Source organism: Parahaliea aestuarii (assembly GCF_008064635.1).
Lineage (GTDB): Bacteria > Pseudomonadota > Gammaproteobacteria > Pseudomonadales > Halieaceae > Parahaliea > Parahaliea aestuarii.
In genome coordinates this window covers 190098-212694 of record NZ_VRYZ01000001.1, presented here as the reverse complement: position 1 = coordinate 212694, position 22597 = coordinate 190098, and the positions used below count along the sequence as shown (strand labels likewise).

The window sequence follows — 22597 nt, the reverse complement described above, 5'->3', positions numbered from 1 at the left end:
ATGACACAAGCTTTATTTGTGTCATTCTGACCTCAACAGGTTAATATGACCGCCATGCATATCCAGCCCATTATCGATCTCATCGAGGATCTCAACCGGGACCTCACCACCCAGCAGCGCTACCAGCGGGTGGTGCAGGCCATCCACCACGCCATCCCCTGTGACGCGGTGGCCCTGCTGCAACTGGAACAGAATGCCCTGCACCCACTGGCTGTAATCGGATTGCGCCACGAAGCCATCGGCCGCCACTTCGACCTGCACCACCACCCCCGCCTGGCCGCCATCCTGCGCAGCGAGGAGCCCACCCGCTTCGAGGCCGACAGCCCCCTGCCCGACCCCTACGACGGACTGGTGGAAGCGGAGCAGCATCAGCTGGAAGTACACGACTGCCTGGGCAGCCCGATTTATATCGACGGCGAACTGTGGGGCGCACTCACTCTGGATGCACTACAGCCCGGCACCTTCGATGACCTGCCCTGGACCGAGCTGCGCGGCTTTATCGCCGCCGCCGCGGCCACCATCAAAACCAGCCTGCACATCAATGCCCTGCGCCAGCGCGCCGAGCAGAGTGCCGCCATCGCCCAGCGCCTGATGGAAACCGACAGCGCCCCGGAACTGCTCGGCCGCAGCCCCGCCATGCACGCCATGCAGGAGGAGATTCGCACCGTGGCTCCCAGCGACCTGTCAGTGCTGATCACCGGTGAAACCGGTGTCGGCAAAGACCTGGTGGCCCGGGCGATTCACTACAACTCCCGTCGCGCCGGCCAGGCCCTGGTGCAGGTGAATTGCGCAGCGCTGCCGGAGTCGGTAGTGGAAAGCGAACTGTTCGGCCACCTGCGCGGTGCCTTTACCGGCGCCAGCCGCGACCGCAGCGGGCGCTTTGAACTGGCCGACGGCGGCAGCCTCTACCTGGATGAAATCGGCGAACTGCCACTCGGGGTGCAGGCCAAGCTACTGCGCGCCCTGCAAAGTGGCGAGATACAGCGCGTGGGCAGCGACAACACACTGTCGGTGGATGTGCGTATCATTGCGGCCACCAACCGCGACCTGGAGAAGGAAGTACAGGCGGGACGCTTCCGCGCCGACCTCTACCACCGCCTCAGCGTCTACCCCCTGCCGGTACCACCACTGCGCGAACGACAGCGCGATGTGGAAATCCTCGCCGGTCACTTTCTGGAGCAGTTACAGCACCGGCTGGGCATCCAGCGTCTGCGCCTCAATCCGGCGGCCACGGCACAATTACAGGCCTACGACTGGCCGGGCAATGTGCGGGAACTGGAACACCTGTTGAGCCGGGCGGCCCTGAAGGCCCGCCGCGAGGGCGGTAACGCCAGCGCCGTTACCATCAGCCCGGCGCAACTGGAACTGCCACAGACAACTGCCGCCGCGACTTCACCCGCCCCCGAACCGGCCGTTGCCGACATCGATGGCCCGGGCCTGCGCGAGCGCACCGATCACTTCCAGCGCCAGTTGATCGAGCACGAACTGCTGCGCCAGCAGGGCAACCTGGCCGCCACCGCCCGCGCCCTGCAGGTCGACCGCAGCAACCTTGCCCGCAGCATGCGGCGGCTGGGCCTCAGCTAAACGCCCTTCAGGCCAACTGGTAGCAGGGTTTGTACTCCCCCTCGCACTCACCCAGCTTCATGCGCTGCTCCCGCACCATCATGCGCAGCAGGGCATCCATGGACCGCAGCAACTTCGGGTCGCCGTGAATACGGTAGGGCCCGTGGCGGCGCACCTGCTCGATACCAAAGGCCTTCACATTGCCCGCCACCATCCCGGAAAAGGCCCGGCGCAGCTGGCTTGCCAGGGCTGCAGGCGGTAGCGCCGGATCGAGATCGAGGGCCGCCATGTTGTCGTGGGTGGGCACGAAGGGCTGCTGCAGTGAAGGGTCGATTACCAGGTCCCAGTTGTAGTAGTACGCCTGGCCCCGCTCTCGCCGCCGGCCGTGTACGCCGGCCACGGCGGCTTTGACTTCGCGCCCGACACTGGCGGGATCGCCGACAATAGTCTGGTAGTAGTCCCGCACCCCCTCCCCAAGGCAGGCGACCAGGAAGCGCTCCAGCTCTTCGAAGTAACCGCGACACTGCTCCGGACCGGCAAAGACCAGCGGAATGGCACCGCGGTTATCTTCGTGCATCAAAATACTTAGCAGGTAGAGCACCTCTTCCACCGTGCCCACCCCGCCGGGAAAGACGATGATGGTGTGCGCCAGGCGCACGAAAGCCTCCAGCCGCTTTTCGATGTCCGGCATGATCACCAGTTCGTTGACGATGGCGTTGGGGGACTCCGAGGCGATAATGCCCGGCTCGCTGATACCGATATAGCGCCCGCTTTTTACCTGCTGCTTGGCATGCCCCACCGCCGCGCCCTTCATCGGCCCTTTCATGGCGCCGATACCGCAACCGGTGACGATATCCAGTCCGCGCAGACCCAGTTCATAGCCCACCTGCTTGGCGAAGTCGTATTCCTCCCGGGGGATGGCGTGGCCACCCCAGCACACCACCAGTTGCGGTGGCACGTCGGGCTGCACGATCCGCGCATTGCGCAGCATCCGGAACACCATATTGGTGGTGTCAGCAGGCGCCGTGCTGCACTGGTTGGCAGTCAGCAGCTTGAAATCTGTGTAGACAATATCGCGCAGGGCCGAGAACAGGTGCTCCTGTATACCACGAATCATGTGGCCATCCACAAAAGCCTGGGCAGGCGCGTTGGTCAATTCCAGCCGCAGTCCCCGTGGCTGGGGCACCACCCTGATATCAAAATCGGAGTAGTCGGCATAGATTTGTGCGGCATCGTCCTTGTTGCTGTCGGTATTAAGAATGGCCAGGGCACAACTGCGGAAAAGCTCATAGAGTTCGCCGCGGCTGGCCGTGACCCCCTCGATCTCGGCCCGCGACAGCAGGTTGAGGGATTTGATGGGATTGATAACGGCGTGGGGGATTTTTTGCATGGTCGGCGTCCACTGAACTGAATTGCGCTATGCGCACCATAGCACCGATGGGAGGTGTTTCGCTGCGCCCGATGGCATCATGTCGAACCCCGACCAAATTCAGGGAACAACCATAAGCGAGTTAACCGCCACCGCTTTGCGCACCGCCTGCAAGACCTTCGAGCAAGACGACACCCTGCTGGTCGCCATCCTGTGCGGCGACGGTGGCCATTTCGGCGCCGGGACGAATCTCGGCGCGATGGGCGCCCCGTGCAGGCGCAATAACATCGACCCCGGCGGCACTGTGCCGACATACCGCCAGATGATTACCGGTTTGCCGGAAAACGCTGCAACATTCACAACTGCACGCCAAACGTAAAAAAAACGTGAAAAAAAGTAGGGATGGTTTATGGTTAAGAAAGCATCAACCCATGCGGCATACAACAAGTGCAAGAAGGTCGTTTCTATGAAAAATTTTGCAGCGTTAGCGGGTGTTGCAATTGTGTCGACCTGGTCGACCATGGCGACAGCACAGACAACCATCCCCAATGTGTTTGTCAACGGGACGACGGCAAATGCTGATGAAGTCAACGAGAACTTTAAAGCACTGGCAGATGCCATCGATAGTCTGCCAGCCGGACCGGAAGGGCCAGCTGGACCGTCAGGCGCAATCGGGCCGGCGGGACCTGCAGGTCCGGTCGGCCCTGCAGGTCCTGCAGGGGCAGCCGGGCCCGAAGGCCCAATAGGGCCGTCTGACGGCTACGCAAAGCGCTTGTTACCCGTCGACGCCTCGGTTCCCCTGGGAGAAGACGCGCCCGGCGAACCGGGCCTGGAAACCGAGATCATTTCGCTGGATCTGCCGGCGGGCAACCACATCATTTCGGGGAAGGCGGTGTTCATCTATTTTAATGACACCGAAGAGCTAAACGCCGTCGCTTGCTATCTCAGCCTTACCAGCCAACCTGAACCGGAAGACACGCTCGACTTTTCACAGGCGTTTTTCACCGTGGACGGCCTCGTATCTTCAACGCTACCCATGACCGCCGCCGTGGATTTGGCGGCCGACACCAATGTGAAGTTGATATGCCAAATGGCGCAAAGTAGTGCAAGCGGTGATGCTACCATCCAGAACGCTTCTCTCACGGCCATCAAGGTGGAGACGCTGAATGTACAGTAATCGTCGATCAAGGACGTCGTGCCGGCCCCCTCCGCGACGCTCGTTAATTCAGCCGAAATCACTGGCAATTCTGGCTGCACCGGGAACCATATTACTCTCCCGGCCGGCACTCGCCGGCAACTGGGGCGAACCCTGGGGGGCGTTTCTCTGGGGGCGTATCACAGCCCCACTGCAGGCCATACCCGTGGACAGCCTGTGGATGCTACTGACCAGCTCGCTGGCGATATTGTTACTGGGTGCCCTGCAGGTAAAAAGAAAGAAAAAGTAGCCGTTGAAGCGCAATTGCCCAGCCCGCCGAAGCGACACAAAATTGCTTACCCCCAAGTCCAGCTTTCGGTTGACTGCATCCATAGATACAGCGAATAGTTGTAACCATCGGGCCTGGCTGGCCATTCTACTCAGTCGCAGTGATACGTCCGAGCGTGCAAAAAACAGGTTTGGGGGGGATTGGTGATGCGAATGACGAATGTGCTTTTGTTAGCTGTTACAGTTTTTTGCAGCAACCTGATCAGCGCCAATGAGGCATCACTGGCTTCAGTGCTTGGCAAAGGCCACATCACGATAGGCTATCGCGCCAATGTGGCGCCTTTTTCCTTCTCCACCAATGAGGGGAACGCCTCGGAATACCCATGTCGGATGAATTGCGCAGATCGTTGAATCTTTAACGTGCCCGCCCGACTGTGCGGGCCAAACCACCGGAGTTACCCAGTTAACTCTGCACTTCAGGCTGTGCCATCATCTGCGGCGCGGTGGACAGGCCGGTAATCGGGTCCATCGCCTCGTCACCGCTGGCGTGGCGAATAATGCGATAGAACATCCCCGAGGCCGAGCCGTACAGCAGGGCGTGGGTGACCATCTCTTCCGTATCCACCTGACGGGCCGCGTTCAGCAACTTGGCAAAGGTATTAGAGAAGTTGTCGGAGTGGCGGCGCCGCACCTCGGTACCGAAAAATATCTCTGACAACTGCTCCGGGTCATCGCGATGCCCCATCGCCAGGGTAATCATCTTGCGGATAAACCAGGCGTGGTCGCCGGCGGTAGCGTGGGAGCGCTGTTCGGCAAACTCCTCCTGGCTGATCTCGCCGGTACCTGTGGGGCCACAGACCGACATATAGTGAAAGGCGGCGATCGCCCCGAGTTGGTCCTGCACTAGGCTGAGTAGCTTGAAATAGCTGTCGCGGCGGGAGTGCAGTTCGAGGCGGCGAGCGCTCATTTCCTGCAGGTTGATGGCCTTGGTATTGGCGGTGATTTCCTTCTGCTGCATGAAGTGGCCAATAACCAGCCAGAGGAACGCCAGCGGCGCGAAGGCGCCCTCAAGGAAGCTGCCTATGTCGGCCGTCGGCAGGTGCAGGAAGCGATCCCAGCCGACAATGCCTAACAGGTAAAGGAGGCCCGCAGTAATCCAGGTGGCTGAAACTCCCAGCCCGAAAGCGACACGCCAGTCCATCTGATAGACACTCCAAGTCTTCTAGCAGGCAGTTTAGCAGAGCGGTAGCGGGGTAGAATCGGCATTTTCAGGCTGATATGTCCGGCGAATGCAGAATCTCGATAAGGCCGAAATCCAACAGTAGCCCCGTCAGGATTTTTCATCGCCTTAGTACGGGTGAGGGGGGGTAAATGAGCCCGTTATATACTGCCGCCCATTGATTATCTGCCGCAGGGGAATCCCGTACTCTGTATCGAACCACAAATTCTCGATCTCAGTGTACTGACCATCTCTGTCTTGAATTTCTCTACGGAACTCAAATCGACAAACAGGGTAGAAAAACGGCACCAGCGCCGGCTTAACTATCTCTCGACCCACATAGGTCTGAGTTTCTGACACGTTGCGTACAGACTCTTCCTTGAATACGCCACCTTCAAAGTGACGAAGTGTTTCTGTACGGGTTTCAGTGATCGAAGCACCGAGTTCGAGATCAAAGCGTATATTCCGGGGTGGGTCATAGGTAATTTGAACCTTACGCCGATCGGGCTTGTAAATCGAAATATCCTCATCGTAGATTCTTACCATCGGCACATCTGAATCAACGCTTATCAAACGCTCAATGAAATGATGGTATTCATCGTCTCCTGCAACCTGCAGAGTCTCGAGTACCGGGATTAATCTGTTATCACCGGATGAAAATTCATCGCGCATAGATCGGCGCATAAAGCCATCGCGCACTTCTACAGGGTTGTCCTCAAGATGCAAGTACATGTCATAACCTTGCCCCTCACCCCAGGCAGTTTCTATGAAGCATGCTTCAGCACTCCCTTCTGACCGGTACTCATTAACGAAAACCGGCTCAAGATAGAACTCCTCATCAGTACGTAACCAGGCAAGCAGCGAATCATTACCTTCAAAACCAGCGGTAGAAATATGGCAGTCTTCTTTACTTCCTCCACAAAGTTGCCGGTCGCCTTGCTTCCAACCCGAGAAGGAATAGCCTCTTTTCGGTACAGCAACGAAGGTTCTGTCAAAGTAGATATCGACAACATCGTACTCGCAATTTTCCGAACAAGCGTCTCCGTATCCGTTCTCATTGAACCTGACGTACCCTCCTGCCCCGGGCGGTACGTTAACGACAATTTTGCATGCGCTAAGAGATAGTAGTAACGCGACCGCAAACAGGTGGCTACTTTTCATACGTAGAGTTCCTTACTCATCTTTAGCCTTGAGGTAATGCATCGCTACCAGAAAGTATTTTTTACAAGGCAAATCGTGCATTCTATCCACATGGAGAGCATCATTGAATGAGAGAATGGGGGGTAGGCAGAATCTGGGCTGGAAGGCATAGTTGAGAACGGGTCGGCACCATTCCCGGTCAATGCACTTGAGAACGTTCCTGTAAAATTCAATACACTTGAGAATATTCCTGGCGGGCTCGATAAGCGGTCATTATTAGAGCGCAGAATAACGAAAACGACATCAAGGCGGGCTACTTCCGCGATAATAATCAGCCTTTGATTATTGTCCCATGAGATGGGCGGCACGCATAACTGATTTTGACACACAGGCAGGCTTGACTGAGCGCCGGCTGCCCCATAGAAAATGGTCGCCAGCGCATTACACACACCAAAGTGAAATGGAGCTAATCAGGGGTTACTTACACCTCGTTCTCAACTTTGTTGAGAACCAAACGCGCTGTTCTCTCATTCACTGACTCTCACCACAATCTCACCCGCCATCACGGCAAAATTCCACCTTGACCATTTCATAAGCATACTTATAATACGCCAGCACAAATTACGGAAACTTTCTATGTCCAAGAGCGATAGCGAAGCGCAGATGAGCTTCGAGTTGCACTCGGCCGCCCGTCTGTTGCGCCGCAACTTTGACCGCCGCGCCCGCGAGCACGGCCTGACCCGCTCGCGCTGGCAGGTGCTGTGGCACCTGGCGCGGCAGGAGGGGCTGAAACAGGCGGAACTGGCAGAGAACATGGACGTCGCCCCCATCAGCCTGACCCGCCAGCTGGACAATCTGGAGCAGGAAGGGCTGGTGGAGCGCCGCCGCGACGACAGTGACCGGCGCTGCTTTCGCATCTACCTCACCGAGGCCGCCCAGCCGGCCCTGACGGTGTTGCGGGAGCTGGCCCAGGCGACGCGGGAACAGGCCCTGGAAGGGCTGTCCGCCCGGGAAGTTGATCAATTGCAAAAGCTGTTGGGCCGGGTTCGCCAGAACCTGAGCCGCGACGAGAAGTAAGGTGGTAATGATGACCCATGGAACAAGGCGCCGGCTCGGATTCGGCGCCGGCATACTCACCGCTGCCGCTGTGGTGGCGTGGCTGGTCTACGGCGGCCAGGGCAGCGTGCACAGCGACAACGCCTATGTAAAAGCGGACAAACTGGCCCTGGCCACCGATGTCGGCGGCATCGTCGCTGAGGTGCGGGTGCGCGCCAATGAGCGTGTCGAGCGCGGCCAGTTACTGGTGCGCCTGGACGACACGCCCTTCCGCCTGGCGGTGGAAGAGGCCGAAGCCCACCTTGGCCAGGTGCGCAACCAGCTGCAGTCCCGCATCGCCGACTACGCCGAAGCGGAAGCCGCGCTGGAACAGGCCGGTCGCGACGCCGATTACTACCAGCGCCAGTTACAGCGCAACGAGAAGATGGGGCCGGTGGCCATCTCCGAATCCCAGCTCGACGAAGCGCGCCAGGCTCTCAGCCGCGCCCGCTCCCAGATCGCCATCAACCGCCAGAAGCTGTCCAGCCTGGCCGCGGAACTGGGCGGCGGTGTGGACACCCCGCTGGAACAGCACGCCGATATCAAGGTCGCCCAGGCCCAGCTGGATCGCGCCCGCTACCAGCTCTCACGCACCGCGGTGTATGCCCCGGTGGACGGCATCGTCGCCAACGAGGTGCCGCAGGTGGGCGAGATGGTGCCCTCCGGCCTCACCCTGGTCTCCATGCTCAGCAGCGAAGATACCTGGGTGGAAGTGAACCTCAAGGAAACCCAGCTCGCCGATGTGCGCACCGGCCAGCATGCCAGGGTAGTGGTGGATGCCTATCCAGGCGTGGAATGGGACGCGGTGGTCGACAGCCTGAGCCCCGCCAGCGGCTCAGAGTTCGCACTGATCCCGGCCCAGAACGCCAGCGGCAACTGGGTCAAGGTAGTGCAACGGGTGCCGGTGCGCCTGCACCTCACCGCCACCGGCCAGGACCTGCCAGTGCTGCGTGCTGGCATGAGCGCCGAAGTACGCATCGATACCGCTATCGCCCCGGCAACGACTGAAACCGTGGTTGCCGCCAACCCACAATGACCCAGCGCGGCGGCAACATCCTGATGATCACGGCCAGCACCATGCTGGCCACCATCATCCAGGTACTGGACACCACCATCGCCAACGTGGCCCTGCCCCACATGCAGGGCAGCCTCGGCGCGGGCGGTGACCAGATCACCTGGGTGTTGACGTCCTATATTGTCGCCACCGCCATCATGACCCTGCCGGTGGGTTACCTGTCCCAGCGTTTCGGCCGCCGCAATATCTTCCTGTGGTCCGTGGCCGGCTTCACCATCACCTCCATGCTCTGCGGCCAGGCCAGCTCCCTGCCGGAGATGGTGGTCTGGCGCATGCTGCAGGGCATGTTCGGCGCCTCGCTGGTGCCGCTCTCCCAGGCCACTCTGCTGGATACCTTCCCGCGGGAGAAACTCGCCTCGGCGATGAGCATCTGGGGCATGGGGGTGATGCTCGGCCCCATTCTCGGCCCCTCCCTGGGCGGCTGGCTGACCGATAACTACTCCTGGCGCTGGGTGTTCTATATCAACGTGCCTCTGGGGATTGCCTCGCTGATCGGCATCTACCTCTACCTGCCCGACACGCCCCTGCGCAAGCAGCGCTTCGACAGCTGGGGCTTCGCCTTTATCGCCATCGCGGTGGCCTGCCTGCAGCTGCTGCTGGATCGCGGCGAGCACGTGGAGTGGTTCGAGGCCCTGGAAATTCAGCTCTATGCGGTGATCGGTGTGCTCGGGCTGTACCTGTTCATCAACCACTCCCTGGGGCGGGAAGACAAGTTCTTTTCCCCGGCCCTGTTTCGCGACCGCAACTTCGTGGCGGGCACCCTGTTCATTTTCATCGTCGGCATTGTGCTGCTGGCGACCATGGCCCTGCTGCCGCCTTTCCTGCAGCAGTGGAAGGGCTACCCCGCGGTCACTACCGGCCTGGTGCTGATGCCGCGGGGCGTCGGCACCATGGTTTCCATGCTGCTGGTGGGGCGCCTGATGAAGTTCATTGACGCGCGCACCGCGATACTGGCCGGTATGGCCCTGGTGACTCTGTCGCTACACATGATGGCGGGCTTCAACATGGAGGTGGGGCAGCGGCAACTGGTCATTAGCGGCGTGCTGCAAGGGCTCGGACTCGGCCTGGTGATGGTGCCGACCTCTACCCTGGCCTACGCCACCCTGGCGCCAAACCTGCGCGACGAAGCCACCGGCCTGTTCAGCCTGTCGCGCAACCTGGGGTCGAGTATCGGGGTGTCCATCGTGATGGCGGTGCTGTCGCGCAGCCTGTGGATCAACCAGCAGGAAATCGGCGCGCGGATACAACTGTCGCCGGACCTGGCCGGCGCCCTGCACAACAGCGGCAGCATGATGGCGATGCCGTCGGCCCTGATACAGGAAATCAGTCGCCAGGCGGCAGAGATCGCCTACGTGAATGACTTCCATCTGCTGATGCTGATCAATATCGCCGCCATGCCGCTGGTGCTGCTACTCAGCAACCCGGAATTCAAAAAGACCGCCGGGGCTGCCTGATCGGGCGCGCCCGGCACTCCCTTCGGGGCCCAGCCCTCCCCGGCTGCAACTCCGCCAGCAGTGGTCAAGCGCTGCGGCCACCCCGCAAACGACGCATCAACCCATTATAATTCTTCGTCCTCAACACCTTTTACCTATCGGTTTAAGACAACTATCCATCGGAATTAGGCAAAAAACTACCCACAAGACCCTTATCATACGCGGCATTCATTTTGTGCTCTTTCTATTTTCGTCGTACAGACTACGCCAGGAGATCAATATGCGTCGCCGCAATCCGCTCGCCAGTCACACCCGCTTTCACCCGCTCGCCCTCTGGGGCACCGCCGGCCTGCTGGGCCTGAGCGCCCTGCCCGCCGCCGCTGCGCTGGAAGAAGTCATCGTCACCGCGCAGAAAAAATCCGAAAACCTGCAGCAGGTCGCGGTTGCGGTATCGGCCTTCAGCGAAGACACCATCCGCAATACCGGCATTCTCGATATCGGCGACGTCACCGCACAGACGCCCAGCTTCTCCATCTCCAACTACAACCCCACCACCCCGGCGCCCTACGTGCGCGGCGTGGGTACCAATTCCAGCAGCGTCGGCGATGACGCCTCTGTCGGTGTGTTTGTCGACGAGGTCTACGCCGGCCGCGCCGGCGGCTACAGCGCCGACATGTTCGACGTGCAGCGCATCGAAGTGCTGCGCGGCCCCCAGGGCACACTGTACGGCCGCAATGTCGCCGGTGGTGCCATGAATATCATCACCAACAACCCCAGCAATGTGCTGGAAGGCCGCGCCGAGGTCACCGTGGGCAACTACAACCTGCTGGGCATCAACGCCATGCTCAGCGGCCCCCTGAGCGATGACGGCGGCGTGCGCGGCCGCATCGCCGTGTCCAGCCGCGAGCGCGACGGCTGGGTGGATAACGTCAACACCGGCAACGAACTGAAAAACGAAGACAACATCGGCGGCCGCGCCAAGCTGGCCTTCGATCTCGGCAGCAGCGCCGAGCTGCTGCTGTCCGCCGACTACAGCAAGGACGACGACCTGCGCGGCCCCGCCGCCCGCAGCACCATCAACCTGCTGCCGCCCTTCCCCGGGGAGCCCAACGACAAGGTGTCACTGGACTTCGACGGCTTCGCCGAACGCGAGCTGTGGGGCACCTCCGCCACCCTGAACTGGGATCTCGGCCCGGGCACCCTGACCTCCATCACCGCCTACCGCGCCAACGAGTACGCCTTCCTGGACGACCTCACCGGCACCTGGCCGGTGCTCTCCCTGACCAACGACGCCGAGGAAGACTCCTCCCAGTTCTCCCAGGAAGTGCGCTACGCCGCAGAGATGGAGCGCTTTGGCTACACCGTGGGCGCCTACTACTTCGACGAGGAAGTGGACCGGCTCGAGTCCTTCGACTCCTCTGGCACCGTCGGTATTCCCGGTGCTTCACGCCCCCTGTGGGACGCCAACATGGACAGCACCAGCGCCTCGCTGTTCGGCGAAGCGACCTGGTACCTCACCGGCAAGCTCAGCCTGATCGCCGGCGGCCGTTACACCTGGGATGAAAAGCAGTTCAGCAACGTCACCAGCAATCCCGACGTGCTCGGCTACCTGCTGGAAGCCTACAGCGTGGACGAAGAAGAAAGCTGGAGCCGCTTCACGCCGAAGCTGGGCGTGGAATACCAGTTGAACGACGACATCATGCTATACGCCACCTGGGCCGAGGGTTACAAGGCGGGCGGCTACAACGGCCTGGCCGCCACCCTGGCCGAAGCGCAGAAGCCTTTTGACCAGGAAATCGTGTCCAGCTACGAGGCGGGTTTCAAATCCGACCTGCTGGACAAGACCCTGCGCATCAACGCCAACGTGTTCTACAGCGACTACCAGGACCTGCAGAACTTCTTCGTGGATGTGGCGACCTCGGAGGTCATCACCGCCACCGCTGACGCCGAGATGCAGGGTCTGGAACTGGAAATCTGGTGGACCCCGCTGGAACGCCTGGACATCTTCCTGGCCGGCAGCGTGATGGACACCGAGTACACCAAGTTCCCGGCCAACCCGGCGGTGGAGGGCAACCAGCTGATGCGCGCCCCCGACACCAGCGGTTCGCTGGGTATCCAGTACGTGCAGCCGGTTGCCGACTGGGGCGACCTGCTGCTGCGCACCGACGTGACCTACACCGACGAGATGTACTTCAACACCGCCAACGACCTCAACAGCGGTGCCGAGAGCTACTCGCTGGTGAACGCCCGCGCCGCACTGCGCATGTACAACGGCTGGGAATTCGCCCTGTGGGGTAAAAACCTCACCGACGAGGACTACGTGGTGCACAGCTTCAGCGCCGGCGCCGGTGACGGCCACCCGATCTACGGCAACCCCGCCATGTGGGGCCTGACCGCCTCCTATGCCTTCTAAGCGGATGGCTGACTCCCCATCCCATTCGCAATCGCCGGCCGCCGCGCCCCGCATCGACTGGGCAGTGTTCCTGCCCTCGCTGGTGGTGGTGCTGCTGGCCGGCGGCTACCTGAGCCTGTTCCCGGAGCAGGCCGAGAGCAGCGCCCGCGCCGCCATGAACTTCGTCACCAGCCGCTTTGGCTGGCTGTTCGTGCTGGTGGGCTTCGGCGCCTTCGTGTTCGCCCTGTGGCTGGCCTTCGGGCGCTATGGCCAGGTCAAGCTGGGCAAGCCCGACGACAGACCCGAGTTCAGCGAGATCCCATGGGCGGCGATGATGTTCAGCGCCGGCATCGGCATCGGCCTGGTGAGCTGGGCCTTTGTCGAGCCGCTGTACTACCTGTCCACACCGCCGCTGGGGGTTGAACCCCACTCCAGCGCAGCGGTGGAGTGGGCGCACATGTACGGGCAGTTCCACTGGAGTTTTATCCCCTGGGCCCTGTACGCCATTCCGGCGGTGCCGGTAGCCTACATGCTCTATGTCAAGGATCGCCCCGTCCTGCGTATTTCCGAGGCCTGCGAGAGCGTGCTCAACACGCCGGGGCGACAGCGCTGGAAGCCGGTTATCGACACCCTGGTGATCATCGGCCTGATCGGCGGCGCCGGCACCTCGCTGGGGCTCGGGGTGCCGCTGGTGTCCGCCTTTGTCGGCGAGCTGTTCGGCATTCCCGACAGTCTGGTGACCCGGCTCGGCGTGCTGGCCTTCTGGACCCTGCTGTTCGGCGCCAGCGTCTACCGCGGCCTGCACAAGGGCATCAGCATTCTCAGCGATATCAACATCGGCCTGGCGATGATCATCCTGGTGTTCATCCTGTTTGCCGGGCCCACGGTGTTCATCCTGTCACTCAGCGCCAACAGCCTGGGCCTGATGCTGGACAACTTTACCCGCATGTCCTTCTGGCTGGACCCGGTGGACCGCGGCGGCTTCCCCGAGGCCTGGACCCTGTTCTACTGGGCCTGGTGGGTGTCCTACGCGCCGATGATGGGCCTGTTCTTCGGCCGCATCTCCCGCGGGCGCACCATCCGCCACCTGGTACTGGGAGTCATCGGCTGGGGCAGCCTCGGCTGCGGCTCCTTCCTCGCCATCTGCGGCGCCTACGCACTGGACCTGCAGTTGACCGGCGCCCTCCCGACGGTCGACCTGCTGGCGTCGCAGGGCATCCCCGCCACGGTAGTGGAGATCGTGCGCCAGTTGCCGCTGGGCGGTCTGATGATCGCCGTTTACACCTTCCTCAGCTTCATCTTCCTCGCCACCACCCTGGATTCCGCCGCCTATGTGCTGGCCAGCATCAGCAGCCACGAACTGCGCGGCGACCAGGAACCGGCCCGCCGCAATCGCCTCACCTGGGCCTTTGCGCTGGCCTTTATCGCGGTGGGCCTGCTGATTGTGGGCGGTCTGAAGACTGTGCAGTCACTCACCATCATCACCGCCCTGCCGCTGATTCCAGTGCTGCTGTTGCTGTGTGTGGCACTGCTGCGCTGGCTCAAGCAGGACTTTGGTGCGGCGGTGCGCAAGCCCGTCCTGACCCTGCCCGCCGACAACCAGGGCGGAGAGACCGGACGCCGCTAGCGCCGGGGAATGGCGATCCGCCGCCCCAGTTCACCCTCTTCGGGGCGCGCCTGCCAGCGCGTCTTGAAGCGGGCGATCTCGGCGCCGATGGCCGCGGGGAAATCCGCCGAGCGGCCGCTGGCGGTATCCACGAACATCAGCATCAGTTCGCTGGTCGCCAGTAGCTCTCCGGTATCCTCCCGCTGCATGGCGTGGTACACGTGCAGGCGCTTGTGGTCCGAGTCCACCACGCAGGAGTGCACCTGCAGCGGCACACCTTCAGCGACCTCGCGCAGGTAGCGAACATGGGCCTCCAGCGTATAGAGCGAGCAGTCGTGCCGCGCGCGGCAGGTTTCATCCACGCCAATGGCATCCATCAGCGCGTCGGTGGCAAAGCCAAACACCAGCACGTAGTAGGCCTCGCTCATATGGCCGTTGTAATCGATCCACTCTTCCCGCACCGGGCTGCGGTAGGCGGGGAATGCGTTGCTGATATCCATGACAAAATCCTGCAAATAGTGATGCTGGATCATACTAGGCGAGAAGCGTGTAGACTTATGCAGATTTCCGACGGGAAAGTGCGCATTTTCGCCAGATGTTTGGAGACACCCCCTCAACAACGCCCCAGCGTATCGGCTTCCTGATCCTGCCGGGCTTCTCCATGATCGGCCTGTCCGCCATGGTCGACCCCCTGCGCTGGGCCAATACCCTGACGCGGAAATCCCTCTACCACTGGCAGATGCTGTCCCTCGGCGGCCGCCCGGTGCGCTCCAGCAACGACATCAGCCTGATGGCGGATCAAGCGGTGGAAACGGTGGAGGGCATCGACACCCTGATTGTCTGCGCCGGCTTCCACCCACAGCAGCAGCTCGGCAATAAGCTGGCCAGCGCCCTGCGCCGGCTGGCCACACTAGGGGTGGACCTGGGCGGGCAGGACACCGGCAGCTATATTCTGGCGGCGGCGGGTTTGCTGGAAGGCTACAGCGCGACGATCCACTGGGAAAATCACGACAGCTACCGCGAGGCCTTTCGCAATGTGCGGGTGGTGCCGGAGCTGTTCGAGATCGACCGCAACCGCTTTTCCTGCTCTGGCGGCCTGTCTGGCCTGGATATGATGCTCTACCTGGTGCAGCGGCAGCACGGCGCGGATCTGGCGGCGGCGATTTCGGACCAGCTGATCTACCACCAGGTGCGCGAGGGCAGCGATCCGCAACGCATGTCGCTGCAGGCCCGCTACGGGGTGTCCAACGCGAAGCTGCTGGAAACGATCGAGAATATGCAGCGCCATTTCGAGCATCCGCTGCCGATACCGGAACTGGCGCGCCGGGTGCATGTGTCGGAACGCGAGCTGGAGCGCCTGTTCCGCAGCCACATGAACACGACGCCGTTGTCGTTCTACCGCCGCCTGCGGCTGGAGAAGGCGCAGTTGCTGCTTCAGCAGACGAGTTTCAGTATTACGAATATCGCGCTGCGCTGCGGCTTCGGTTCCACTTCGCATTTTTCCCGCAGTTATCACGGGCAGTTTGGCTATCCGCCGCGGGAGGAGCGACGCCGGCTGGTGTGATGTCTGTGGCTGCTGCGTCGCTGCCGGCTGGTGAAAGTCTTTTGCTCTGTTCCTGGCGGCCCTGTGGGCCGCTGCATCGCCGCCGGCCGGTGAAAGTCTTTTGCTCCATTCCGGGACGATCGGCTGTGCCTTCCCTGGGTGATTTTTTCCTCGTTAGTTGCTGCCGGCTTCGTTGTGACCGCTGTGTGCACAGAATTCTTGGCACGCTGATCGTTCTGAAGTTCGGCAGTGCCCTTCGCGAGGCCGGGTGACTTCGTAAGTGTGGACCGAGCTCACAGCCGCCGCCCTCCAAGTCCGCAAAAGGCTTTCCCCCGCCGACGTCAATGCGGGTGCCAGCGGGAGGCTGGGGGCTTTGGATGGAGAGATGGCAGGGCTTGGCGAAACTGGCTGAATTAGCGGGTTCAGCGGTTCAGCGGTTCAGCGGTTCAGCAAGTTCAGCAAGTTCAGCAATCATCATATCAAAGCACCCATGGTGTGGTTTTCCACCCGCGTTGACGGTGAGCAGGGGAGTTCTTTTACGGACTTGGAGGGCGGCGGCTGTGAGTGCGGTCTGCCCTTACAGCGTCACCAGCCCTCGCGAAGGGCACTGCCGAACTTCAGAACGATCAACGTGCCCAAGATCCTGTGCACTCGATGGCCATTCTCAAGCCGGCAGCAACTAACGAGGTAAAGAGAGCAGAAGGAAAACACAGCCGATCGTCCCGGAATGGAGTAAAAGAAGCTCCCCTGATCGCCGGCGACGCAGCGGCCGCAAGGCCGCAAGGCCGCAAGGCCGCGCGAATTATCCCCAGTAACGCAGCGGCCGCAAAGACGCCCGGAAAGAAGTTCCCCTGATCGTTGGCGACGCAGCCACCTAAAGGGCCGTCCACCTGTCGCATTCCGACAAACACTCTTCGCATAAGCTCAAAACCTTTTCCCGGGCTTCGGTACCGTGTGCCGCAGAATCAAAGGAGAACCCATGAACAAAGACACCATCATCACCTGCGCCGTAACCGGCGCCGGCAACCCCGGCAAACACCCCGACTTCCCCGTCACCCCCCGGCAGATCGCCGAATCCGCCATCGAAGCCGGCCGCGCCGGCGCCGCCGTGGCTCACGTGCATGTGCGCGACCCCGACAGCGCCGCCCCCTCCCGCGACCTCGCCCTGTACCGCGAAGTCGTGGAGCGCATCCGCGACAGTGATTCCGACATCATCATCAACATCACCGCCGGCATGGGTGGCGATTTTGTGCCGGGCCAAGACAACCCTGGCGTGGGCGGCGAAGGCACCGACATGATCGGCGCCGCCGAACGCATCGCCCACATCGAGGAACTCAAGCCGGAAATCTGCACCCTCGACTGCGGCAGCATCAATTTTGGCGACGACTACGTCTACATCTCCACCCCGCCCATCCTGCGCGAGATGGCCGAGCGGGTAAAAGCCGTGGGTGTGAAACCCGAGCTGGAAGTCTTCGAGCTGGGCCACCTTGCCTTCGCCAACCAGATGCACAAAGACGGTTTGCTGGAAGCGCCCGCCCTGTACCAGTTGTGCCTGGGCATTCCCTGGGGGGCGCCCGCCAATACCACTGCGATGAAGGCCATGGTCGACATGCTGCCGGCGGGCTGCAACTGGGCCGGTTTCGGTATCGGCCGGCTGCAGATGCCGATGGTGGCCCAGGCTACGCTACTGGGCGGCAATGTGCGTGTCGGGCTGGAGGACAACCTCTACCTGGAGCGCGGAGTGTTTGCCAGCAACGGCGAGCTGGTGGAAAAGGCCGCCGGCATCATCTGCGCCATGGGTGGCAGCATCGCCAGCCCCGAACGCGCCCGTGAAATTCTCGGCCTGCGCGGCACCCAGTAAGGAGATTGGCGACATGACAACACAACGACCCCATCCTGAGGACGTACAAACCGTTGGCATCCTGGGCACCGGCGTGATCGGCGGCGCCTGGGCCCTGCACTTTCTGCGCATGGGTAAAGACGTGCTGGTCTGGGACAGCGCCCCCGGCGCCGAGCAGCGCCTGCGCGAAAAGGTCGCGGAAAAGTGGTCTGTGCTGGAACAGCTCGGACTGCGCGAAGGCGCGGACCCCGCACGCCTGCGCTTTGCCGCATCGCTGGAAAGCTTCTGTCAGAATGTAGACATCATCCAGGAAAGCACCCCCGAACACCTGCCGGAAAAACAGGCCCTGTTCGCCCAGCTGGACGCACTCACCCCGGACCACGTGGTGATTTCCTCCAGCACCTCCGGCCTGCTGATGACCGATATCCAGCAGGACTGCGCCAATCCCGGCCGCACTGTAGTCTGCCACCCCTTCAATCCGCCCTACATGATTCCCTTCTGCGAAGTGGTGGGGGGCGAGCAGTCGGACGATGCGGCAGTCGACTGGGCGGCGGAGTTCTTCCAGCTCAACGGCAAGCAGGTGGCGCGCATGGAGCGGGAACTGCCCGGCTTTATCGGCAACCGCCTGCAGGACGCTATATGGCGCGAGGCGCTGCACATGGTGGACAACGGCGAGTGCAGTGTGGCGGACATCGACAAGGCCATCGCCTACGGCCCGGGATTGCGCTGGGCCATCATGGGTCCCTGTGCCAACATGGCCCTGTGCGGCGGCGAGGGCGGCATGCAGCGCATGCTCGACCATTTCGGGCCCTCGCTGAAGGAACCCTGGACCCGCCTGGAAGCGCCGGAGCTGACCGAGTCGCTGTACCGCGACATGGTCGACGGCTTCAATGCCTCTACCGGCGGCCGCAGCATGGCGCAGCTCGCCGAGGAGCTGGACGACTGCCTGATCCGCATCCAGCAGGTGCTGCGGGAATACCGCGACAGCCACGGCATCGAACGCTAGGCACTCATAATCAGAGAAAGGACGTAACCATGCGCTACCCCCGCTCCATTATTCCCCTCCTCGCCTGCCTGCTGCTGGGTCTGGGCGCCTGCCAGCGGGAAGCACCGCCCGCCGGCACTGCCGCAACCGGGCCCGGCAAGGAAGAGGCCGCGACCAGTAAAGCCGGCGCGGAGGCAGAGGACTACGCGGTGGGATCCAGTACGTTCTTCATCCACGATGACAGCCGGCCCTTCGATGCGGTGGCCGGCGTGGACACCGGCGTGCGCACGCTGGTCACCGAAGTCTGGTACCCGGTGAACGCCGACTCGCTGGATGAGCACAGCCGTCACCCGACCTGGGGCGACTACGTCTTCGGCGACCGCCAGGTGCACCGGCGGATGATGACGCAAACCACCTTCTTTCACCTGACGCCAGAATCGGTGCGCACCGGCGTGGACCAGGCGCAGATCGACGCCGCCATCAACGAGCTGTTCGAACGCAAGCGCCCCAGCTACCGCGATGCGAAGCCGGCGGGCGGCAACACCCCCTGGCCGGTAGTGGTGATGTCCCACGGCGATGCCGGTAGCCGCTACAACATGGCTACCACGGCCACCTACCTGGCCAGCCGCGGTTACTTCGTCATCGCCGCCGACCACACCGGCAACTCACCCTATGCCATGATCGGCCGCGACCCGGCGCTGGATGCCCAGAGCGGCGACCCGGCGTTGCGGGAAAAGATGAAGGACGTGCTGCCCCTGCTGGATGATCACGGCGTGTACGGCAGTGCCGAGACCTACGGCCAGAGTTACACCCCGCTGGCTGGGGGATTCTCCCCGGCCGGCTTCGGCCAGCTCGACCAGTCCCTGCTGCAACGGGTGGGAGACCTGCGCGCGGTACTCGACAGGCTGGACGAACTCAACCGCGCGGGGCGTTTTGCGGGGCGCCTGGACCTGTCCCGCATCGGCCTGATGGGCCGCTCCTTCGGCGGCGCCACCACCCTGGCCGGACTGATGCTGGAAGACCGTTTTGCGGCGGGTTTTGCAGTGGTGCCACCGTCGATGCCGGACTTGCGCGCCAGCCTGCCCGCCGGGATGCTGGTGCCTGCGCCAGCGGAATCGGCCATCCTCGGCGCCGAAGGCCCCTTCGCCCTCAACAGCCTGCACAAACCGACCTTTATCCTGAGTGGCGGGGAAGACAGGCTGATTCTGGGACTCGGGGCACAACTGGCAAAGGCCGCCGGCGCCACCACGCCCAGTGCAGAAAGCCCCTACCCGCTGCTGGCCAGCGCGGTGAGCGACGCCCCCGTACCTGCGGCTCTCGCCGTGGTAAAGGACACCAACCACGGCAGCTTCGGCGTTTCCGGCCCTTTCTGGTGGCCGCAGCTGAAGCCAGACACCTTCCCCCGATTCTTTGACCCGGACAGCAGCTACACCCTGCTGGCAGCCGACACCGCCCACCGCATACAGGCGGAGATGGCCGCTGCCTTCTTCGACCTGACCCTGCGCGGACGCAGCAGCGGCCTGGATCAGCTCAGGGCCAACCCCTGGGCGAAGCACGGTACGTCAATGCAAATGCAGGGCTTCGGTCAGTAGCTCTCAGGCCCGGGTTTCAATCAGCTTGACCCAGTACTCCATCACCCCGAGCTGCTGGGCCGCCAGTTTCAGGCACACCAGAAGGGGCACTGCCAGCAGCACGCCGGCAGCGCCCCACAGCCAGCCCCAGACAATCAGCCACAGCACCAGCAGCAGCGGGTTGAGGCGCATATTGCGCCCCAGCACCAGCGGTGTGACAAACTGTGCCTCAAGCAGGTTGATCGAGAAGTAGGCGAGCGCGGGGATCAGTGCCGCCGCCACCAGCCCGTACTGCACCGCTCCGGCCAGCGCCAGTATGCACACCGCAACCAGCGGGCCGACATAGGGTGCGAAGTTCAACAGCCCCACCAGGGCGCCCCACAGCAGGGCGTCCTCAACTCCCAGCAGCCACAGTACTGCCGCCGTAGTGATACCGAGCCCGATGTTGATCAGGCTGACGGTCACGATGTAGCGCGACAACTCGCGCTGTACCCGGGCCACAACCAGCACGGCCTGACGCTTGTCGCGCACCCGGGGGAAAATCTCGATGGCGCTCTGCCACAGGCGCGGCCCGAAGCTGAGCTGGAACAGCACCAGGATGACAAAAGTGAGCAGTTGCACCAGCACAAAGGGTGCCGCACTGACAAAGGAGATCATCAGTTCCAGCCCGCCCTGCAGCAGGCGCTCGGTCACCGCCCCCTGGGATTTTTGCTCCTCCTGGACGGCAGGCGCCGGAGTGGCCGGCGCCGCCTCCTCGTCGTCGTCGAACCAGCCAAACCAGTTAAAGCCGCTGCGCTCAACAGGTGCCGGCTCGGGAGCGGGCGCCGGCTCGGCCTGCTGCTGTGTTGGAGACAGGGATTCGGTCAGCGAATCCAGCTCGTCGGTGAGCTCCCTGCCGATCTCCGGCAGGCGCTTGGCCCACTTCTCGGCCGGCTCTGCCAACTCCATGCCCAGCAGCGCAATGGGGCCGCCGATACAGGCCAGCAGCACGATAGCCGAGATACTGCGCGGAATATGGAAGCGCTTGAGGGCATTGACCAGCGGACTCAGGAGCAGCGAAAACAACAGCGCCACCACCACCGGGATCAGCAGGCTGCTGGCGAAGTACAGGGTGTAGAGCACAGCCAGCGCGGCCAGCACCCACAGCGCCAGCGTTCCGGGGGGGCGCACCTCGGGCGCTGGCGCTTCACTGCGGCCGGAAGGCGGGGCGCTCAAAGCTCGGGCACCTGTGATTCCAGCAACCCTCTCAGCAGGGTCAGCACGGTCAGGCTGCGACGCGCGGCGCGCAGGCTTGCAAAGCCACCACTGCGACCGGCGAGAAAGCCGCTTGCAAGCCCCAGGGCCGGCCAGGTCAGGGGCGGTAGCGCCGCCATCTGCCTGGCAAGCTGGCGCCGGCCGCGATGCACCGCCGGACGGCGGGCGCGCAGCTTCGCTTCCAGCTCCAGCATATCCCTCTGCAGTTCGCTACGGCTCACGGTTCGCCTCCCCGTTATAGTCCGGATCCAGTGCCCGCACCTGCTCCCGGGTGCGCGGCAGGCTGAGGCTGCGGCGATAGCGCAGCCACAGCATGCACAGCGCGGCCAGGGCCAGCACCTGAATGAGCAGAAACATCGCCGCTGCCTGCACCAGCGAAGCGGTCGCCTGATACAGGGCCAGGGCCGGCAGCAGGCTGAGACCCAGCCAGATCAGCAGCACCAGCGGCAGAAACAGCAGGGCCAGCACCACCATGCGCCCCAGGTTCTTGATGGCCAGACGCAACTCCAGCAGGGTCAGCTGGCCGAGGTCGGCGCCGGTATCCACCAGCAACTGCAAAAGCTGCTGCGGCGAACTGTCCCGCGGTTGTGAAGCAGCGGCAGGCGTGGCTCCCGAAGCGGCGGCTCCCGAAGCAGCGGCTCCCGAAGCAGCGGCTCCCGAAGCAGCGCCGTCCGGCGCCGGGTTCGAACTGGCTTGTGGATTCATCGTCGCCCGAATACCACCGCCAGAATGTATCCCGCCAGAAACGCCATGCCGAGGCTGGCCAGGGGCTTTTCCCGGGTGTAACGGGTGGCCTCGTCGGCCAGTTCGGTGGCGCGCGCCTTGCCGTGTTCCAGCTGTTGCATGGCCTCGTCCTTCAGATCCATGCCCGCCGCCTCCGCCGCCTGGCGAAAGTGCTCCCGGGCCTCCAGCAACTTCTCATAGGCTGCAAGGGCAGCCTCCTTGCTGGCTGCCAGCTCTTCTTCGCGCTTTTTCCCTTCCGATTGTGTTGCTGCGGTCATCGTCTACCTCCTGACGCAAAACGGCCCACTGCATGCAGCCTAGTTCAAGTTGCCGTGTGAACCAAACACATTGCCAGCGCCAAACCCG

20 protein-coding genes are annotated in these 22597 nt (G+C 62.6%); 12 read left to right on the top strand and 8 right to left on the bottom strand.

What is annotated here, in order from left to right; genetic code table 11:
- Positions 1–45: 45 nt before the first annotated feature.
- Positions 46–1584, top strand: coding sequence for a nitric oxide reductase transcriptional regulator NorR (norR, locus tag FVW59_RS00875; protein ID WP_148062361.1), 1539 nt, complete (start codon positions 46–48; stop codon positions 1582–1584).
- A gap of 7 nt (positions 1585–1591) precedes the next feature.
- Here norR and ppnN read toward each other — a convergent pair whose 3' ends face one another.
- Positions 1592–2953 (bottom strand): nucleotide 5'-monophosphate nucleosidase PpnN, encoded by a 1362-nt coding sequence (ppnN, locus tag FVW59_RS00870; RefSeq protein WP_148062360.1) that lies wholly within the window; start codon positions 2951–2953, stop codon positions 1592–1594.
- Between the two features lie 79 nt (positions 2954–3032).
- Here ppnN and FVW59_RS00865 point away from each other — a divergent pair, with 79 nt between their 5' ends.
- The gene (locus FVW59_RS00865; protein WP_148062359.1) at positions 3033–3311 is read left to right on the top strand and encodes a Clp protease/crotonase-like domain-containing protein; all 279 of its coding nucleotides are present in this window, start codon (positions 3033–3035) and stop codon (positions 3309–3311) included.
- Between the two features lie 30 nt (positions 3312–3341).
- Positions 3342–4109, top strand: a complete 768-nt coding sequence (locus FVW59_RS00860) for a hypothetical protein (RefSeq protein WP_148062358.1) — start codon at positions 3342–3344, stop codon at positions 4107–4109.
- 709 nt (positions 4110–4818) lie between these two features.
- Here FVW59_RS00860 and FVW59_RS00855 read toward each other — a convergent pair.
- Both FVW59_RS00855 and FVW59_RS00850 read right to left on the bottom strand, forming a co-directional pair.
- Entirely contained in the window at positions 4819–5556 is a 738-nt protein-coding gene (locus FVW59_RS00855; protein ID WP_148062357.1) for a hypothetical protein, read from the bottom strand.
- A 147-nt stretch (positions 5557–5703) separates the two neighbouring features.
- On the bottom strand, positions 5704–6735 hold the full coding sequence (locus FVW59_RS00850; RefSeq protein WP_148062356.1) for a hypothetical protein: 1032 nt from the start codon (positions 6733–6735) through the stop codon (positions 5704–5706).
- Positions 6736–7350: 615 nt separating this feature from the next.
- On the opposite strand from FVW59_RS00850, the gene FVW59_RS00845 reads away from it, so the two are divergent.
- The 5 genes from FVW59_RS00845 (at position 7351) to FVW59_RS00825 (ending at position 14336) form a co-directional block, all read left to right on the top strand.
- Positions 7351–7791: a MarR family winged helix-turn-helix transcriptional regulator gene (locus tag FVW59_RS00845; RefSeq protein ID WP_148062355.1), complete on the top strand. Its 441-nt coding sequence runs from the start codon at positions 7351–7353 to the stop codon at positions 7789–7791.
- A gap of 10 nt (positions 7792–7801) precedes the next feature.
- On the top strand, positions 7802–8845 hold the full coding sequence (locus tag FVW59_RS00840) for an HlyD family secretion protein (protein ID WP_222711390.1): 1044 nt from the start codon (positions 7802–7804) through the stop codon (positions 8843–8845).
- Positions 8842–10338, top strand: coding sequence for an MDR family MFS transporter (locus FVW59_RS00835; RefSeq protein ID WP_148062353.1), 1497 nt, complete (start codon positions 8842–8844; stop codon positions 10336–10338). Before FVW59_RS00840 ends, FVW59_RS00835 begins: the two co-directional genes overlap by 4 nt.
- Before the next feature lie 259 nt (positions 10339–10597).
- On the top strand, positions 10598–12730 hold the full coding sequence (locus FVW59_RS00830) for a TonB-dependent receptor (protein ID WP_148062352.1): 2133 nt from the start codon (positions 10598–10600) through the stop codon (positions 12728–12730).
- Between the two features lie 4 nt (positions 12731–12734).
- Complete coding sequence (locus tag FVW59_RS00825; protein WP_148062351.1) at positions 12735–14336, top strand: BCCT family transporter; 1602 nt, start codon at positions 12735–12737, stop codon at positions 14334–14336.
- Here the strand turns inward: FVW59_RS00825 and FVW59_RS00820 are convergent.
- Positions 14333–14815 carry a thioesterase family protein gene (locus FVW59_RS00820; RefSeq protein WP_148062350.1) on the bottom strand — a complete coding sequence of 161 codons (483 nt, stop codon included), beginning with the start codon at positions 14813–14815 and terminating at the stop codon, positions 14333–14335. The genes FVW59_RS00825 and FVW59_RS00820 overlap by 4 nt on opposite strands.
- 95 nt (positions 14816–14910) lie before the next feature.
- Here FVW59_RS00820 and FVW59_RS00815 point away from each other — a divergent pair, with 95 nt between their 5' ends.
- The 4 genes from FVW59_RS00815 (at position 14911) to FVW59_RS00800 (ending at position 20275) form a co-directional block, all read left to right on the top strand.
- Positions 14911–15879 carry a GlxA family transcriptional regulator gene (locus FVW59_RS00815; RefSeq protein WP_148062349.1) on the top strand — a complete coding sequence of 323 codons (969 nt, stop codon included), beginning with the start codon at positions 14911–14913 and terminating at the stop codon, positions 15877–15879.
- A gap of 958 nt (positions 15880–16837) precedes the next feature.
- Complete coding sequence (locus tag FVW59_RS00810; protein ID WP_148062348.1) at positions 16838–17719, top strand: beta-keto acid cleavage family enzyme; 882 nt, start codon at positions 16838–16840, stop codon at positions 17717–17719.
- Between the two features lie 13 nt (positions 17720–17732).
- Complete coding sequence (locus FVW59_RS00805; protein ID WP_148062347.1) at positions 17733–18704, top strand: 3-hydroxyacyl-CoA dehydrogenase NAD-binding domain-containing protein; 972 nt, start codon at positions 17733–17735, stop codon at positions 18702–18704.
- A gap of 29 nt (positions 18705–18733) precedes the next feature.
- On the top strand, positions 18734–20275 hold the full coding sequence (locus FVW59_RS00800; RefSeq protein WP_148062346.1) for an alpha/beta hydrolase: 1542 nt from the start codon (positions 18734–18736) through the stop codon (positions 20273–20275).
- A 3-nt stretch (positions 20276–20278) separates the two neighbouring features.
- On the opposite strand, the gene FVW59_RS00795 is transcribed toward FVW59_RS00800, so the two are convergent.
- The 4 genes from FVW59_RS00795 to FVW59_RS00780 are packed head-to-tail and all read right to left on the bottom strand — an operon-like array spanning position 20279 to position 22509.
- Entirely contained in the window at positions 20279–21469 is a 1191-nt protein-coding gene (locus tag FVW59_RS00795; RefSeq protein ID WP_246139589.1) for an AI-2E family transporter, read from the bottom strand.
- Complete coding sequence (locus FVW59_RS00790; protein WP_148062345.1) at positions 21466–21729, bottom strand: hypothetical protein; 264 nt, start codon at positions 21727–21729, stop codon at positions 21466–21468. The genes FVW59_RS00795 and FVW59_RS00790 overlap by 4 nt, the downstream gene beginning before the upstream one ends.
- Complete coding sequence (locus FVW59_RS00785) at positions 21719–22213, bottom strand: hypothetical protein (RefSeq protein ID WP_148062344.1); 495 nt, start codon at positions 22211–22213, stop codon at positions 21719–21721. Before FVW59_RS00785 ends, FVW59_RS00790 begins: the two co-directional genes overlap by 11 nt.
- On the bottom strand, positions 22210–22509 hold the full coding sequence (locus FVW59_RS00780; RefSeq protein ID WP_148062343.1) for a hypothetical protein: 300 nt from the start codon (positions 22507–22509) through the stop codon (positions 22210–22212). The genes FVW59_RS00785 and FVW59_RS00780 overlap by 4 nt, the downstream gene beginning before the upstream one ends.
- Positions 22510–22597: the final 88 nt, after the last annotated feature.

Coding starts and splice junctions, on each gene's coding strand:
- FVW59_RS00805 (WP_148062347.1), top strand. CDS start 17,733: ATGACAACACAACGACCCCATCCTGAGGACGTACAAACCGTTGGCATC.
- norR (WP_148062361.1), top strand. CDS start 46: ATGACCGCCATGCATATCCAGCCCATTATCGATCTCATCGAGGATCTC.
- FVW59_RS00840 (WP_222711390.1), top strand. CDS start 7,802: ATGACCCATGGAACAAGGCGCCGGCTCGGATTCGGCGCCGGCATACTC.
- FVW59_RS00860 (WP_148062358.1), top strand. CDS start 3,342: ATGGTTAAGAAAGCATCAACCCATGCGGCATACAACAAGTGCAAGAAG.
- FVW59_RS00865 (WP_148062359.1), top strand. CDS start 3,033: ATGTCGAACCCCGACCAAATTCAGGGAACAACCATAAGCGAGTTAACC.
- FVW59_RS00785 (WP_148062344.1), bottom strand. CDS start 22,213: ATGAATCCACAAGCCAGTTCGAACCCGGCGCCGGACGGCGCTGCTTCG.
- ppnN (WP_148062360.1), bottom strand. CDS start 2,953: ATGCAAAAAATCCCCCACGCCGTTATCAATCCCATCAAATCCCTCAAC.
- FVW59_RS00810 (WP_148062348.1), top strand. CDS start 16,838: ATGAACAAAGACACCATCATCACCTGCGCCGTAACCGGCGCCGGCAAC.
- FVW59_RS00800 (WP_148062346.1), top strand. CDS start 18,734: ATGCGCTACCCCCGCTCCATTATTCCCCTCCTCGCCTGCCTGCTGCTG.
- FVW59_RS00815 (WP_148062349.1), top strand. CDS start 14,911: ATGTTTGGAGACACCCCCTCAACAACGCCCCAGCGTATCGGCTTCCTG.
- FVW59_RS00835 (WP_148062353.1), top strand. CDS start 8,842: ATGACCCAGCGCGGCGGCAACATCCTGATGATCACGGCCAGCACCATG.
- FVW59_RS00855 (WP_148062357.1), bottom strand. CDS start 5,556: ATGGACTGGCGTGTCGCTTTCGGGCTGGGAGTTTCAGCCACCTGGATT.
- FVW59_RS00850 (WP_148062356.1), bottom strand. CDS start 6,735: ATGAAAAGTAGCCACCTGTTTGCGGTCGCGTTACTACTATCTCTTAGC.
- FVW59_RS00845 (WP_148062355.1), top strand. CDS start 7,351: ATGTCCAAGAGCGATAGCGAAGCGCAGATGAGCTTCGAGTTGCACTCG.
- FVW59_RS00820 (WP_148062350.1), bottom strand. CDS start 14,815: ATGGATATCAGCAACGCATTCCCCGCCTACCGCAGCCCGGTGCGGGAA.
- FVW59_RS00780 (WP_148062343.1), bottom strand. CDS start 22,509: ATGACCGCAGCAACACAATCGGAAGGGAAAAAGCGCGAAGAAGAGCTG.
- FVW59_RS00830 (WP_148062352.1), top strand. CDS start 10,598: ATGCGTCGCCGCAATCCGCTCGCCAGTCACACCCGCTTTCACCCGCTC.
- FVW59_RS00825 (WP_148062351.1), top strand. CDS start 12,735: ATGGCTGACTCCCCATCCCATTCGCAATCGCCGGCCGCCGCGCCCCGC.